Annotated in this window: 10 protein-coding genes; 8 read left to right on the top strand and 2 right to left on the bottom strand. The window is 48.5% G+C overall.

Annotated elements, in window-relative coordinates; genetic code table 11:
- Position 1: 1 nt before the first annotated feature.
- Positions 2-853, bottom strand: a complete 852-nt coding sequence (locus IE117_RS15260; RefSeq protein WP_189565292.1) for an anti-sigma factor — start codon at positions 851-853, stop codon at positions 2-4.
- Positions 850-1,395 carry an RNA polymerase sigma factor gene (locus IE117_RS15265; protein WP_189565293.1) on the bottom strand — a complete coding sequence of 182 codons (546 nt, stop codon included), beginning with the start codon at positions 1,393-1,395 and terminating at the stop codon, positions 850-852. The genes IE117_RS15260 and IE117_RS15265 overlap by 4 nt, the downstream gene beginning before the upstream one ends.
- A 472-nt stretch (positions 1,396-1,867) precedes the next feature.
- Between IE117_RS15265 and IE117_RS15270 the strand changes: the two genes are divergently transcribed.
- The 8 genes from IE117_RS15270 (at position 1,868) to IE117_RS15305 (ending at position 15,473) form a co-directional block, all read left to right on the top strand.
- Positions 1,868-3,145, top strand: a complete 1,278-nt coding sequence (locus IE117_RS15270; RefSeq protein WP_189565294.1) for a metal-dependent hydrolase family protein — start codon at positions 1,868-1,870, stop codon at positions 3,143-3,145.
- A gap of 839 nt (positions 3,146-3,984) precedes the next feature.
- Positions 3,985-8,022, top strand: coding sequence for a hypothetical protein (locus IE117_RS15275; RefSeq protein ID WP_189565295.1), 4,038 nt, complete (start codon positions 3,985-3,987; stop codon positions 8,020-8,022).
- Positions 8,023-8,068: 46 nt separating this feature from the next.
- Positions 8,069-9,109, top strand: a complete 1,041-nt coding sequence (locus tag IE117_RS15280; RefSeq protein ID WP_189565296.1) for a T9SS type A sorting domain-containing protein — start codon at positions 8,069-8,071, stop codon at positions 9,107-9,109.
- A 58-nt stretch (positions 9,110-9,167) separates the two neighbouring features.
- A complete protein-coding gene (locus IE117_RS15285) occupies positions 9,168-9,314 on the top strand; it encodes a hypothetical protein (RefSeq protein ID WP_189565297.1) in 147 nt (48 codons plus the stop codon).
- An 88-nt stretch (positions 9,315-9,402) separates the two neighbouring features.
- Positions 9,403-11,373 (top strand): asparagine synthase-related protein, encoded by a 1,971-nt coding sequence (locus IE117_RS15290; RefSeq protein WP_189565298.1) that lies wholly within the window; start codon positions 9,403-9,405, stop codon positions 11,371-11,373.
- 64 nt (positions 11,374-11,437) lie between these two features.
- Entirely contained in the window at positions 11,438-12,049 is a 612-nt protein-coding gene (locus IE117_RS15295) for a hypothetical protein (protein WP_189565299.1), read from the top strand.
- Positions 12,050-13,179: 1,130 nt separating this feature from the next.
- A complete protein-coding gene (locus IE117_RS15300; RefSeq protein ID WP_189565300.1) occupies positions 13,180-13,740 on the top strand; it encodes a helix-turn-helix domain-containing protein in 561 nt (186 codons plus the stop codon).
- 620 nt (positions 13,741-14,360) lie between these two features.
- On the top strand, positions 14,361-15,473 hold the full coding sequence (locus IE117_RS15305) for an ice-binding family protein (protein WP_189565301.1): 1,113 nt from the start codon (positions 14,361-14,363) through the stop codon (positions 15,471-15,473).
- The last annotated feature ends 14 nt before the right edge of the window (positions 15,474-15,487 follow it).

Genomic DNA, 15,487 nt, shown 5'->3' on the forward strand with positions numbered 1-15,487 from the left:
CTTACACTTGACCCATAACTACCATTTCTTCCATGGTGGGGCTGGGCTTGCCTCCATCGTCTTCCAGCGTGATGGCAAAGGCCACTGCATTGGGCGAGCTGTTTTTCATTCTTAACAACTTGCCCTGGAAGTCGTCGTCGAGCATGCCCATATCCACGGGCTTGCCGTCTACAATCGTCCACAGTTGATACTGCTTTCCGGTCGGTGGGGCGGGTAGATTCCGTACGTCCAGCAGCACCTCGTTGGTTTTCTGATTCCATAGGGCTACCACCTCGCTGTTGGGTGCTTTTTCCAAACCCGGCATCTGCACGATCTTGACGTCCGGATTACGGTAGTTGGCGGCCAGTGCTTCGTTGTATTCAGCTCTTTGCTGCAAAGTGTTCGTCTGCTCGTTCAAGTTTTCCACTTGTGAAGCAAGTTGTTCGTTTTCGTCGCGTGCTGCCCCGTATTGGTAGGCTGCCCAGGCTCCGAAAATCGCCAGCAGTACGGAGGCGGCCACCGCCAGCCTTCCCCACAGGGGATGGACGGTTGCTGTTTGGGGCTCAACGGAGCGTACTTCGTCATCAGCAGCCACATCGGGCGAAGTTTCGGTTGTACCGCCGTCATCTTCCGTAGCCATGGCTACCGGACCAAATTTCATTTGGGCGAAAATAGTATCTTTCACCCGGCTGGGTACTGGTACTCCGTGTTGCAGAGCGTATTGTTCGAGTGCTTTTTCAATCAACTCGAGTTCGGCCTTCAACTCGGGATATACCTGAGTGAGGCATTCGACTTCCTGTTTTTCCTGCGGAGAGACTATACCCAGCGCGTACTCTTCCAGGATTCCTGAATCTATGTAGGCTGAGATGTTCATATTTTAAAATAGTGTTTAAGGTCCTTCAACGCAGTTCTGATACGTGATTTGACCGTGCCCAAAGGTACGTCGAGTTCTTTCGAGGCTTCTTCCTGGGTATAACCCTGGAAATAAACCAAGTCCAATAGGATTTTCCTTTCGGGCCGTAATGTGTCCACCAATGCTTTCAAATCCAGCGTAGAGGGGGAGGGTTGGTACGTGGCGTTCTGATCGGTACGGTCGAGATTTTCCGATATATCATCCATGCCGGGCTTGCGCTTTTCCGATCGGACGGCATCGATCGCGCTGTTGCGTGCGATGTTCAGCATCCAGGTAAAGAGCCGGCCCTTTGCAGGATCATACGACGAGATATTCTTCCATATCTTCAGAAAGGCGTCTTGCATGACGTCTTCCGCTTTCTCATTATCTCGTAAGACTTTGGTTATCACACTGAACAGGGCACCGGAATAGTGTTCGTAAAGATATTCGAACGCTACCCGATCATTCTGTTTCAGCGAATCCACCAAGTCTTCTTCCGAATAGTTGGGTTTTTGGGTCGCCAAGGGTTATAAACGTTTTTTTATGGAGAGGGGCAATCTAATCATTTTTACGAAAAAAATAGTTCTTCCGAAGGCATTTCGCCGATAGAAAACAGAAACGCAGGCCTGCTTTCTTCCATTTCCCGATTAGATGTACCGTGAGTCGCCTTTCGCATAAGACGAGTTACGGACGAGGAGCAGAGGGCGAGGGTACCGCTCAAGCTTCTGTTCCGGGTTCATATACGCAGCAGCATAGGGGTTTGGATTAATCAGGAGTTTAATGTTTATGAATTATTTTCGGTTTATCATATTCTTTGATCTGTAAATCAATAAGATGTGCCAAGTACAAGCTGACTAATACGAAAATTTGATAGGAATACCCTATGCCATATTTTGTTTTATTAGGCATTCAATAGGGCTATTTCCCTTCTTTAGAAGTGATTATTTGCAGTATCTTGCCATGGTACTTTATACCAAATCTAAAATTTTAATCTTTATGAAGAAAAGTTTCCTCTTAGCACTCATTCTACTGGCTGTGAAGGTGAGTTTTGGTCAGCGCACTGTGATTCATTGCGGCAACCTCTTTGATGCCAGTAAAGGTACTTTGCAGTCGCAGATGACAATTGTGGTCGAGAAAAACAGGATCACTTCTGTGGAGAAAGGCTACTCACGAACCTCGGGGAGCGATAATGTTGTCGACCTGAAGACTAGCTACGTACTCCCGGGCCTGATCGATATGCACGTTCACCTCGAAAGCGAAACCCGCCGGGGCGGTTCCTACGACCGTTTCACCCAGAATCCACCCGATGTTGCTTTTCAGGCCGCCAAGTATGCCAAGACTACGCTTATGGCTGGCTTCACTACCGTCCGTGACCTGGGCGGAAGCGGTGTCAACATCGCCCTGCGGAACGCGATCAACCGGGGCGTTGCCGACGGCCCGCGGATAATCACGGCAGGAAAGTCCATCGCCACCACGGGAGGGCACGCCGACCCGACCAATGGCTACCGTCGCGACCTGATGGGCGACCCCGGGCCAATGGAAGGCGTTATCAATGGCGTGGACGACGCCCGAAAGGCGATTCGCCAGCGCTACAAGGATGGGTCGGATGTAATCAAGATCACCGCCACGGGCGGGGTGCTGTCCAACGCCAAGGACGGGCAGGGGCCGCAGTTCACCGACGAGGAGATGAAGGCCATCGTACAGACCGCCAAAGATTATGGTTTCAACGTGGCGGCCCACGCCCACGGGGCCGAGGGCATGAAGCGCGCCATCCGGGCGGGCGTACAAACCATCGAGCACGGTACGCTCATGGACGACGAGGCCATCGCCCTATTTAAAGAGTACGGCACTTACTACGTGCCTACCATCATCGCCGGACGTACCGCTGCCGACTCGGCTAAAATCATGGGGTACTATCCGCCACTCGTTACACCTAAGGCCTTGGCCATCGGCCCCAAAATTCAGGCGACCTTCACCAAAGCGTACAAAGCAGGAGTCAACATTGCCTTCGGTACCGACGCGGGTGTTTATCCGCATGGCTACAATGCCAAGGAGTTTGCGTATATGGTAGAAGGAGGGATGCCCGCCGCCGAAGCCATTCAATCCGCTACTGTTACCAATGCCAAAGTTCTCGGCATGAGTGACGAAATCGGTACAATTGAACCCGGCAAATACGCGGATATTATCGCTGTAAAAGAGAATCCTTTGCAGGATGTCAAGTCATTACAGAACGTGATTTTCGTGATGAAAAACGGTACGATATACAAACAATAAGGTGCACCAGCCACAAGTACTTTTGCGTACGCCGGAATGAGGGCTTCTCAAACGTACTCATCAGAAGGAACTTACAGCGTTATCGCGTTTTTTATATCGAATCACGTCGATAATTGTTCATGTTTCTGAACATCCTGATTTACAACCTATATCTATTTAATATGACAGGGTACTTTGAGCAGTGAAATTACATTTGACCGCTCGAAGTACCCTGTCGTATTTGTATGCCATCAACAGTATTATTTTGATGTTTTTATTAAAGTATAATCTATGATTTAAGTCACTGAAATATAACACAAATCTACATAGCCATATGTATGATAATTATGTCAACAATAGTTGGATATCCTGGCTGCTTTTTTAAGCATCTAACTCTAACAATAAAAAAATCTTAAACTTTTTTTATTGTTTTCTTCTCCTGAATTAACCAAAATTTACAAAGTGTCTGCTTGGCTGCTCTTGGTATACAAACGGGCTAAATATTGATAAAAATATCGAATTATGCGATGATTTAGACGATTAATTAGCTTTTGGCATACTAATTGATATATTAAAAAGAGCTACATAAGCACTAACCGTGCCAAAATAATTTAAAAAATATTAATTACATATCCAGCTTAAATAACTGCTATCCAGGCTTTGATATGTAGATAGGATTCCCAATATTTGTGACCATATAGTAGGAAACGCCCCCATAAGAAGACCTGTTACATAAGACACACACGCTCGTAAGAACACACACACATCTTTGAAGTAGACACACACAATGTTGAAGAAAAGCTGATTTTAGAAAACCTAATTTCATTAATTCTGTATCAACCTTTTACGTCTCTTTCATTATGGGTTCCACGCGACGCATCCGCCAGGAGTGCTATGTCTATTTAGTATTCCTTCTACTCGGGATAATCTCCTTCCTTCCCCAAAAATCTTTCGCCCAGAACGGCGCACCCTGTTATATGCCGCTGATTGGGCCGGGTACTACTGCTGCTCCGGTCGGTGGAAGTGTTGTTCAGATAGGCTTTACCACTGGTAATGGAATTGAAAACCTGACAGACGGTAATACGGGAAACTACGCTGAAATTGCTAACCTGCTAACAGCGGCTTCTGATCAGGGTGTGAGCGTTGCGGATGCCAACACGACTTACCCGTCGGGTTTTTACGCGGGCTATGTTGTGGAGCTTGGAAGCAATGGCTTATTGAGTGCCCGTGCTTTGGAAGGCCTTCAAGTACAGACATATAATAACGGCGCACCGGCTGAATCACGTACTTTTTCAACCGGACTTGGTGTCACACTACTTTCCGGTGGCTCACCTGGCAAGGTTTACCTTAGTTTCAAGACAGCTCAGCCTTTTGACGAAGTTCGCTTAGTTAGAGGTACTTTGGCCAATTTGACAGCTGCCAATTCCTTAAAGATATATTATGCAACTGCCTTTGATCCTGCATGCGGGACATTGGATAACAACAATATCTGTGAAGATCAGATCGCGGGGAACCAAACCGTTGTTAACTTCAATCCGGGTCTTCTGAATGCTCTGGCTACACTCGCTAATCCTGGTAACATTACAGATGGCGATAAGAAAACTTTTGCCAGTTTGGCTTTACCAGTAGGCACTGGTCTGCTTTCATCTCCCCCCTATGTTGGTGTCAAAAGTCTTCAAACCATCTATCCGGCAAATGGGCGGGTCGGATTTGTCATTCAACAGGAAGCCAGTTTGCTAAGCACCGATGTGTTGAGCAATTTGAGGATTCAAACTTACCTACACGGAGAACTGAGAGAGGATGTTGCTCTGAATAGTAGTGGGACGCTAGTAGGAGTTGCCGCGCTTGGCGGCACCGATCCGGTACAGAAGGTATCGATTCCTACAACCCTCTCTTACAATGAAGTAAGACTGGTTGTGGCACAAACGGCATCTATTAATGTGGGTGTTTTACGAATATACTATGCCTTTGAAAGTGGGAGCACTTGTTCTGATTGTCAGGATCTTCTGGCGTCTGGCGGAGCGTATCCGGGTGCTGCTATCGTGAATGACGGCAACCGAACGGGGGGGAGCTCTTGTCTTGGCCTTGGTTCTGCGAGGGTAGATGATGAGAACCTAGTGGTGAATGGAGATTATACAGATTATGGTAGAATTCGTCCACCTTTCTTAGGTGTTGGATGTGAAGGTAGCATTTCTGTACGCACAACAGGCGATGCTCCTTACACCATTATACCAGCCAATGCTTTTGCCGGTTTCGTAGTGAGCAAAAACGGAAACCTGCTGGATTTGGGTGTACTGGGTGGACTTCGCATTCGAACCTACCTAGATGGAAACTTGCGGGATGATTCCAATGCCAGTGGGATTTCTCTAGTGGGTCTATCGGTTCTCTCTAACGGAACGGGGCTTACCAAGGTAGGCATCAAAACTACCCAGTCGTTTGACGAAATACGTATCACTGTTGATTTTGGCGTGCTGGGTACCTTCGCTACCTCAGATGCAGTTCGAGTGTATTACGCCTTTGTACAACGTGACGATGACAATGATGGAGTACTAGATTGTAACGAAGTATGTAAGGATCCTCTTAATACTGGAGATGACTCCGTGGATTCTGACGGCGACGGCATTCCTGACGACTGTGAAACGTGTAATGCAGTGAATAACAAATCGGCTACTATCGATACAGATGGCGACGGCCTGTTCAATAACTGCGACATTGATAGTGACAACGACGGAATTCCCGACACGATCGAGGATACCAATAATGATGGCGATCCCAACAACGACGACCAGGACGGCGATGGAATACCCAACTACCTCGACCTTGACAGTGATAATGACGGTATCCTAGACCTATACGAATCGGGTCTGACGCCAGCCCAAATCAGCGCCAATGATCCTGATGGAAATGGTGTTCTGAATGGTCAGAATCCGGTTGCGGTGGCAACACCAAGAGATACCGACGGCGATGGTGTACCTGACTACCTCGATCTGGACAGTGACAACGATGGTATCAAAGACCTCATCGAAAGTGGCTACACTGGTCTGACCGATGTCAATAACGATGGCGTGGTGGACGGTCCTGATGCCGACAACGATGGTATTCAGGATAGCGCTGATGGCAACGATGGAACGTTTGGTACAGATAATTTGACGGCACCGAAAAATACGGATGGCGACAATGCACCTGACTACCGTGACCTTGATAGCGACAACGACGGCATCAAAGATTTGACCGAAAGCGGTCGCCCTGATCTGGGTACACTCGATGCCAACAATGACGGTGTGCTGGATGGTGCGGATGCTGACGGAGACGGTATCCGCGACAATGTGGATACTGCTGACGACACCTTCGGTTCACCTGAGGTCATCACCTTTGCTGATACCGATAGTGATTCGGTACCAAACTACCTCGACCTGGATAGCGACAATGATGGCATCAAGGATCTGTACGAGAGCGGCCTGACTGGCTTTACCGATGCTGACAATAACGGTGTGGTCGACAATGGAACGGACTCTGACAACGACGGTATTCAGGACAGTGTCGATACTGCGACTGGTGCCTTCGGGTCACCGGGTGCTGCCCTCAAAGACAGTGACAGTGACACTGTGCCCAACTACCTCGATCTCGACAGCGACAACGATGGTATTAAAGATCTGTACGAGAGCGGTATACCCAACCCAGGCAGCTTTGATTCGGACAAGAACGGCGTAATCGACGTGGTAGCTGACACCGACAATGACGGTATTCAGGACAGTGTCGACGAACAGGACAACGCCTTCGGCTCAGATGATCTGGCAGCGCCGATCGATACCGATGGCGACGGTGCGCCCGATGCTAACGACCTCGACAGCGACAATGACAGCATCAACGACATCATTGAAAATGGCGATCCCGCTATTATAGACGGGAACAACAACGGAATGGTAGAAGGCACGGATGCCGATGGCGATGGTATTCTTGGCACTGCCGATACCAACGATGGAGTATTCGGCTCGGTCAATAACGTCCCGACGCCTGTAAACTCCGACAATGATCCACTACCGAACTTCCAGGATTTGGATAGCGACAACGATTCAGTCAGCGACCTTGTGGAAGGTGGTGACCCTAACGCTACCGATTCGCCAGAAGATGGAGTGGTGGATGGCCCCGACAGCGACGGGGATGGTATTCAGGATAGCGTGGATGGTGCACCCAACACGTTCGGTGATGCCAACAGCCCCGCTCCGCAGGACTCGGACCCTGTCAACAACGATGGTCCCGACTATATCGACACGGACAGTGATGGAGATGGTACGAATGATATTGTGGAAAATGGCAACGGCAACCTCGACCAGGCAAACGGTGGCGATGGCGAGATCGATGACACTACCGATGCCGACAATGATGGTATTGCCGATGTAGTGGATGAGAAGCTTAATGAATTTGGCGGATTGAGCCAGACGGCTGGTACCCCTGACCTGACGCCGTCTATATTCTCAAACGGGGCGACCTACAACGGCGGCGATCAGAAAGACGTGGTGGTCACCATCTACAACGTGGGCACTGCCCCCACCTCGGGTCCGGTCACCTTCGAGATAAACAAGATCACCCCGTCCTTCACCATAGCGGTCGATCCAAACGCCACCTCCTCCAACGTGACTGACCACACCGCCGTGGCCAATGGCGAATGGACATTCAACGAAGAGTTTGCGCGCTATCTGGTGACATTGAACGCCGGGCTTTCCATCCCCGCGGGCGGCAGCAAGGAAATCGTGATCCAGGTGAGTGCGAGCACCACCCCGAACGCGGCGGCCACCATTACGGCAAGGGTCTTCAACGGGACGGGCGGCGGCGAGACGCCGGTCAACAACAACCTTACAGTCTACCGGATAGGCATCAACAGTTCAAGCAACAATTAATTCACTCACGCAAGCAATAGTCAATTCACTCCCAATGAAAATCAACATGAGAAAGCTTTTTTTGAATTCCATGCGCCTGGCCCTATTCACGGGCGCGCTGATGTCTGCCGGACTCGGTTTCGGGCAGGATGCGATCGACCCGCAGATAGCCGCAATCCAGGTGGCCCCCAACGCCATTCCCTTCGGGAGCGCGGCCACCGCGACAGTCAATTTCTCCGTGGGGGGGCAGGGCGCCACAACGGCCCCGGCGGGTTCGGTCATAATTCAGATTTCCTTCCCGACCGCCTACCGGCCCGTACCGGAGAGCAACCCCACCGTCACCAGCAGCAACGGCCTGTTCACCTTCACCTACAACCAGGCAGAGCGCACCGTCAGGGGTGTGAGCAATGTGGCGCTGGCTCCGGGCAACGGTACGCAGATAGACATCGCTGTGGCCGGTTTTGAGGAGACCGCCAGTGCGGCTACCATTGCCAACCTCACGTACGCCCCTCAACCATCGGGCAACAGCACTGAAAATGACAACCGTTCGACCACGGCAAGTGTGATTGCCGGCCCTGCGCCGGTGCTGCTCTCGAGCTTCTCAGCCCAGAAAGAGGCCCAGACGGCTCTGCTGAGCTGGAGCACGGCCGAGGAGGTCAACAGCGAGCGCTTCGAGGTGGAGCACAGTTTGAACGGCAAGAGCTGGCGGATGATCGGCCAGGTGGCTGCCGAGGGCAACAGCAAGAACACGCAATGGTATTCATTCACGGATGTGAATCCGGCCAACGGCTCCAACCTCTACCGCCTGCGAATGGTCGACCGGGACGGAACTTTCTATTACAGCCGGATCAAAAGTCTGGAATTCGACATCAATATCGAAACTGCCCTGTACCCCAACCCGGTGGCCGAGCGGCTGTTGCTGAAGACCGACGATCTGAGCAAGATCAGCCGGGTGGAGCTCTACAATGCGATGGGGGTTGCGGTGATCCACACGGAGAGCGTCTCGGACACGGGCCTGGACGTGAAGAGCCTGCCCACGGGCCTGTACGTGGTGAAGGTGACGCGCACCAACGGCAGCACCGACACATTCAAAGTACTGAAGCAGTAGGCGCGGGATGCTTCCCTTGCCCAGGCCTTCTCATCTCATATCAAAAACAGAAACTCCCATGAACAAAGATACCACCAAGGGCGCAGCTGCCCGAAACACCAAGAAGCAGTACGTCAAGCCAGTTCTGAAAACGATCGGCTCGGTGAGTGAGCTGACCCTGAAGGGCGGCTCGCAGACCGACGCCTTCTCCAACTTCTCTTCGTAAGAAGTCAGGCTGTGAATTCTCCGAAAGCCGGCCTGCCATTGCGTGGGCTGGCTTTCTTTTTTAGGTTGAGCATAAAATAGGAATTTGTATGCATACCCCCTGTCTGATCGCGCCCCACTTTTCGGGCCTTATCCATTTCGGCGCAACAGATTCTGATACTAATCCAGGTACTTTGGAAAGTTCATCAGGACAGCGAGTCAATTTTGCTGGTGGTCATGTAGAAGTATCCACGCCGGAATCTTTCCTGATAGACTCCGACCTAATTATCGTCGCCGACACCCGTTTGCACAATGAGCGGGAGGTGCAAACCCTGCTGGCATTAGACCGCCGTGTGTCTCCCGCCGAACTACTCGCCCATGCCTATCGGCAATGGGGAGAAGGACTATCGAAATATCTGTCGGGCGAGTTTGTTTACGTGATTTGGGATCGGAAAGCAGACCAATTGGTTGTGTCACGCGATCGGTTCGGTTTCAAGACGCTTTATTACGATTATCAACCAGATTCTCATTTTGCTTTTGCCAATCGGATCAGTTACCTGCCGACCTTCAAGGCGTCGAGTGATTCTATCGACCATGTGAAAGTCAAAAATTTTCTCCTTCCGGAAACCTCGTATCGGAGTTTTGAAGACCGTACTTTTTATAGAAACGTCAAAGCTGCACTACCCGCCCATAACCTTACAATTCAGGCAGGAGAGAAGGCGCAACACTGCTATTGGAAGGTAGACCCTGCCCGTTACCGCAGCATCAGCCGGGAAGAAGAATACATCGAATTATTTCGTGACTACTTCACCGATTCGGTCAGGAAAAGTACGGCAGGGTTCGATTCGGTGGGTGCGCACCTGAGCGGCGGGATCGATTCCTCCTCGGTGGCCTGTGTTGCCCATCAGCTGGCTGGCCCCATCGCTACCTTTTATATAAATCCAGAGCTGCCCTCAACGGACGAAAGCCAGTTTGTGCGGGTAGTGCGGGAAAAAATTCAATCCCGCCATTTTGAGGGGCACCCGGCGTCTGATGTGTACGGGTCAGTGGCCCTGCTCAGCCGCTTGTTCGACCGACCGGAACATTTTCCATTACCCTCAGGATTCCACTTCGCTGCGGCCGACCAGATTCAGCTGGCGGGTTGTGATGTGGTGCTTACGGGTCACGATGGCGATTCAGTGGTGGGGCATGGCAGCGAACTCATTCAGGCCTACCGGGATGCCGAAAACTGGCCTGCCCTGAAACAGACGATCAACCAGTACGCCGAACAGCGCGATTTGAGCCATCTTGACCCCGGTTGGCTGCAGATGCCCGCCAGTGAAAAACAGAAAAGATATGCTCAACACTATCTCAACGGCGAGCTATGGAGCTTGCTGAAAAAGAAAGACCTGGGGAAATTTCTCAAAACTGCCCGAGCCCTCTCTTTTGAGTACGGATATTCGTATCAGAATTTTCTAAATTCCGGGTTTGAAAAGATGACAAGTCGGCTGAAATTTCCTACTCCCGGAAATATCCTTACTCCTGAATTTGCGGCTACATTCGAACACGGGGAAGCTTGTATGAATGCGGACAGTTTATTTGATGAACTCTCGGCTGATTACACAGATCAGTTCAGGGAGATTACGAATAAATCGTATGTAGATGCTACCGAGCAACTGCGCCACATTGGGCTTCACTACGGTCACCATTACGCCCATCCATTTTTTGATGAAAAACTGGTCGAGCTCTCCCTTGCTATCCCTGAAAGGATAAAATTCGGAGACGGGAAGGGGAGAGATACCATCCGTCGGGCTTTGAAAGATATTCTGCCACAGGAAATTCTGAACAGAGGAAACAAAACCAGTTTTAGCGAATACGGATTATTGAGTTTTCAAATTCTGCATCTTCAGACAAAATCCATTTTTAACAACGGACATTTGCTTTGGGATTTTGTGGACAAGAAGAAATTCGATAAAGTCGTTGAAATCGTATTCAACACAGCGATTCCACTTCGCCAGAAGTCGAGGTATTACTCCCTGGCCTCAAAGGCGTTATTTCTTGGTGTGTGGTTGGAAGAGATGAAAAGTCATGAAAAAAATTAGGAGCTTTTGGCCAGTGTTTGGCCTACTTGTGCTTTTGGGTTGTGAATCTCCTGAAAGCAACCTTTTGCAAGGTGCAGGTTACGACTATTTTCCGGTGGAAACCGGCAGGTACATCGAATATGAAATCAACGAAGTACGGTACAACGTTACATCTCCTGTACCCGCCAGAACTACCTACTTCCTCAGAGAAGTGTACGGACAATCTTTCCCGGGCAGTACCGGAATCGAACAGTTTCCGGTTCAGCGGTACAAGAAGCCACGTCCGGAAGCATCCTGGACGCTGGATTCGGTCTGGACTGCCTACCGGATACCCGACAGGGCAGTGAGGGTGGAAAACAACGTCGCTTTCGTGAAATTAGCCTTTCCACTTACCGACCAAAGTACCTGGAATGGTAACATGCTTAATGCCAGAGTTCCAGAGAGCTACCAGGTTCAATTTGATGCGCCGTTCCCGGCCCGGAATGATTTTCCGAAAAGCCTTTCTGTAGTGCAGCGACGTGACTCGAGCTTAGTTTCGGTCAATAAACGCATTGAAGTGTACGCACCGGGTGTAGGACTGGTATACCGGGAAGATACTTCGCTGGAATACTGTCAGGAGACCAACTGCATCGGAAGTGGAAAAATCGACACGGGTATCAGCCGAATCACGACAATCAGTAAGTACGGTAAAGAGTGATTTTGTTGTTGACTGGTACTATGCCGTTTCAACGTATCTAAGTTTATCTCAACAATCTAAGGAATTTGGTTGAATTGGATGGCCTTAAGGATGTAGGCAATTCTAGTATCCGGATTGCTTTTTCAGTTCAAACGACCTAATGTGTTGCTTAGGTTTCCTGTTATCGGTTTACATTTCTCCTTGGGTACTTTGGAGAATTATAGTACCAGTCGGCCCCTAATTCAATCGATCAACGCATATAAGGTGTAATTCCCCAACATATCAGTTATGCCTGCTTAGGCTGCATTTGCGTGAGTTTTTCATGCTCACTCTCATACACATGTTTTTGGGTAGTTTGTAAAAGGCATGACGAGCGCACTACTGATGTAAAAGTATTGATAATCAAAGATATAAATTAAAAATTTTAGGTTACCTTTATCAGTTAGTAACGTACCAATACATACATGATAAATATAGGTTACTACTTAGAGCCTGGTAAGAAGGAGAACTTGTACTGCCGTATAAGCGATGGTAAGTACAGTGTTTCCTTTTCATTGGGATACATCATTACCTTGGCAGAAGGGGTAGATGAAGTAGAAGGGATACCAGTTGAGGACCCGCATTACTCTACGTTGATGAATTTCAAGGAATATCTCAGAAAAAGATACCATGAACTCATACACCTCGAAATGTCAACTGCTAACGTATTGAAAGCATTAGAGGATGAAGCTAAACAATTGTTATCGAGACCAGTATAGACGTTGAGAGTCAGGGTATGAAAAGATTGGTATTTGATATCTGGCTCAGGAAACCTTTAAGATAGAGAGTAATGAAGCTTTCCTTTTTCAGACCAGTATGATCAGATAGACGGTACTAAAAAGTACAATGGGTTGTGAGGAGTAGACAACTAGGTGGGAGTTGGACAATCAAATTGTTAACCTGTGGTATGCGAAGATGATTGGCAGATTAGGGTCGCATTTCGGGTGCTGTAATTGAAAAAGACAGCATAAAATGCATTGAATTGAGCTCAAAAGAAAAGTACTAAACAACTCCGGTACTAATCCGATCCAACTTGCTTGGGAGGGAATCCATTTGCAGCATAATGAGCTAATACAAGTTATGCGAATATCCATCATTAATTAGGCTCCTCAATGAGAATAAATATAAAATGTATGGTCAGCTCACGCTGTAAGGTCATAGTTCAAACAGAGCTGGACAAGCTTGGACTACATTACGGCATAATAAATTTGGGCGAAGTAGATATAACCCAAGATTTGAATCATGAGCAGCGAATAGAACTAAAAGCCGCTTTACTGAGGCACGGTCTAGAACTTATGGCTAACAAGAAGGCAATCCTGATCGAGAAAATAAGGAATACCATCGTCGAGATGGTGCATCACTGCGATGATTCACCGAAAACCAATTTTTCAAATTATATAAGTCAGAAGCTTAGCCGTGACTACACTTACCTAGCAAATATGTTTTCGGAAGAAACCGGAACGACGATTGAAAAATACATCATTATCCACAAAATCGAACGAGTAAAAGAGCTGCTCTCATATGATGAACTGAGTCTGACTCAAATTTCTTACAAAATGCATTATAGCAGTGTATCTCACCTGTCCAATCAATTTAAAAAGATTACTGGCGTGACGCCGCGTGAATTCAAAAAGCTAAAACACATAAGGCAGGTTACGCTTGACCAACTATAATTCTCTTTAATTTACTGGGTTACTCCAATTTTTAGATACGCTATTGGTAGCTATACATTGCGTTATAGTAAGCGTAAATATAAGAAGCTCCTTCGCTCTGCGATTCCCTATCGTATTGGTGTCATTTGATGTGTTCGTATAGCTCCGGCCAGCCAGTTGAGCGTTTGGCCAGAAGCATCCTACACACATGTTAACTGCGTCCTTCACCGTGGCAATGTTATTACCTTTTCGCACGGCTCTGAACCTAACGACTGACTGCCTTGCAGTTGCGTCTTCGCGTCTAAGGGTTAATATCTGTAGCCTGTTCCACTACTCTATCAGGAGATGTGCATATTTTATGGGGTAAGCAACCTCGACGAAGAGTATGAATCTTCGGGTAAGTGGTGCCCTCAGCAGGAATACCACGTCAAGAATCCTAGCCATATCATAAACCTGTTTCCATTCCTCCCAACCTTCCGGAGTTACTTTACAACATAAATGATTCGGTTGGGAATTTTGAGTGCATGATGTGACCAATATGTGTGAAATATGCAACTTTCATAATTTCTTGTATAACAATAGCAATGCAAAAGGTTCTCACCTTGCTTTAGCAGAAATTTCATCAAACTAAACAAAAAAACATGAAACTATTTCGTATTGTTATTGTGCTGCTAATTCCTTTGGCTTTCAATAGTTTAAGTCGGGCACAGGCCCCCAATTTAGGAGTAGCTTCTACGTATGCTTTATTCACCGTAACCGGGGCAATTGCAAACAATGGATCTTCCGTAGTAAAAGGTAACATTGGGACAAATTCAGGCGAGTTGACAGGATTTCCGCCAGGCATGGTAATCGGAGAAACGAATATCGAAAATGCTGCCTCTCTGCAGGCTGCCGCTGATGTAATGGCTGCCTACGCTGAATTGAGTGCGTTAGATTGTGCATCAGCTACTCCAATAAGTGCAAGCATAGGGGGGCAAACCCTGATACCGGGCGTTTACTGTCAAAGCGTTCCTGCATCTGCATCTGATTTGACGGGGACACTTACCCTGGATGGACAAGGTGATCCGAACGCTGTCTTTATTATCAAATTGAACGGGGCGTTATCGACGGCCACTGGGTCCAGTATAGTATTGATAAATGGCGCCTCTTTTGAAAATGTGTATTTTCAGGTAGATGGCGCTGTTAACCTGGGAATCGGTTCCGTGTTTAAGGGAACCATTATCGCAAATGGAGCTATCAGCCTTTTAACGGGAGCTTCGCTTCAAGGCAGAGCCCTATCAACCGCCGGAAGGATTAATTTGGATGCAAATAATGTCAATACTACCCCTGACTTGACGCCTCTGATTTTCTCAAACGCTTCCACCTATGTTCAGGGCAACCAGCGTGATGTGGTGGTCAGAATATTCAACATCGGTGACGGGGCCACGACGGGACCCGTGACATTCGAAATTTCCAAAATCACGCCGGCATTCACTATCGCTATTAGCCCGAACGCAACCAGCTCGGCCGTCACGGGTCAAACCACGGTTGACAATACCGAATGGACCATTGTCGAACAGTCGGCACGGTATCTGATCACACTGAAAGATGGCCTGTCGATCCCGGACGGTGGAAACAAGGCCATCGTTATTCAGGTGACAGCCGATGGCAGCACGAAGGCACAGGCCAATGTCACAGCCCGAATATTTACCGATACAGGTGGAGAAGCACCGGATACAAACAACACGAGTATCTACCTGATCAGCATCGAATAATCTAAAACCAACCA

It is taken from the genome of Persicitalea jodogahamensis, assembly GCF_014651615.1.
Classification (GTDB): Bacteria; Bacteroidota; Bacteroidia; order Cytophagales; family Spirosomataceae; genus Persicitalea; species Persicitalea jodogahamensis.

Coding starts and splice junctions, on each gene's coding strand:
- IE117_RS15260 (WP_189565292.1), bottom strand. CDS start 853: ATGAACATCTCAGCCTACATAGATTCAGGAATCCTGGAAGAGTACGCG.
- IE117_RS15275 (WP_189565295.1), top strand. CDS start 3,985: ATGGGTTCCACGCGACGCATCCGCCAGGAGTGCTATGTCTATTTAGTA.
- IE117_RS15270 (WP_189565294.1), top strand. CDS start 1,868: ATGAAGAAAAGTTTCCTCTTAGCACTCATTCTACTGGCTGTGAAGGTG.
- IE117_RS15285 (WP_189565297.1), top strand. CDS start 9,168: ATGAACAAAGATACCACCAAGGGCGCAGCTGCCCGAAACACCAAGAAG.
- IE117_RS15290 (WP_189565298.1), top strand. CDS start 9,403: ATGCATACCCCCTGTCTGATCGCGCCCCACTTTTCGGGCCTTATCCAT.
- IE117_RS15300 (WP_189565300.1), top strand. CDS start 13,180: ATGAGAATAAATATAAAATGTATGGTCAGCTCACGCTGTAAGGTCATA.
- IE117_RS15280 (WP_189565296.1), top strand. CDS start 8,069: ATGAGAAAGCTTTTTTTGAATTCCATGCGCCTGGCCCTATTCACGGGC.
- IE117_RS15305 (WP_189565301.1), top strand. CDS start 14,361: ATGAAACTATTTCGTATTGTTATTGTGCTGCTAATTCCTTTGGCTTTC.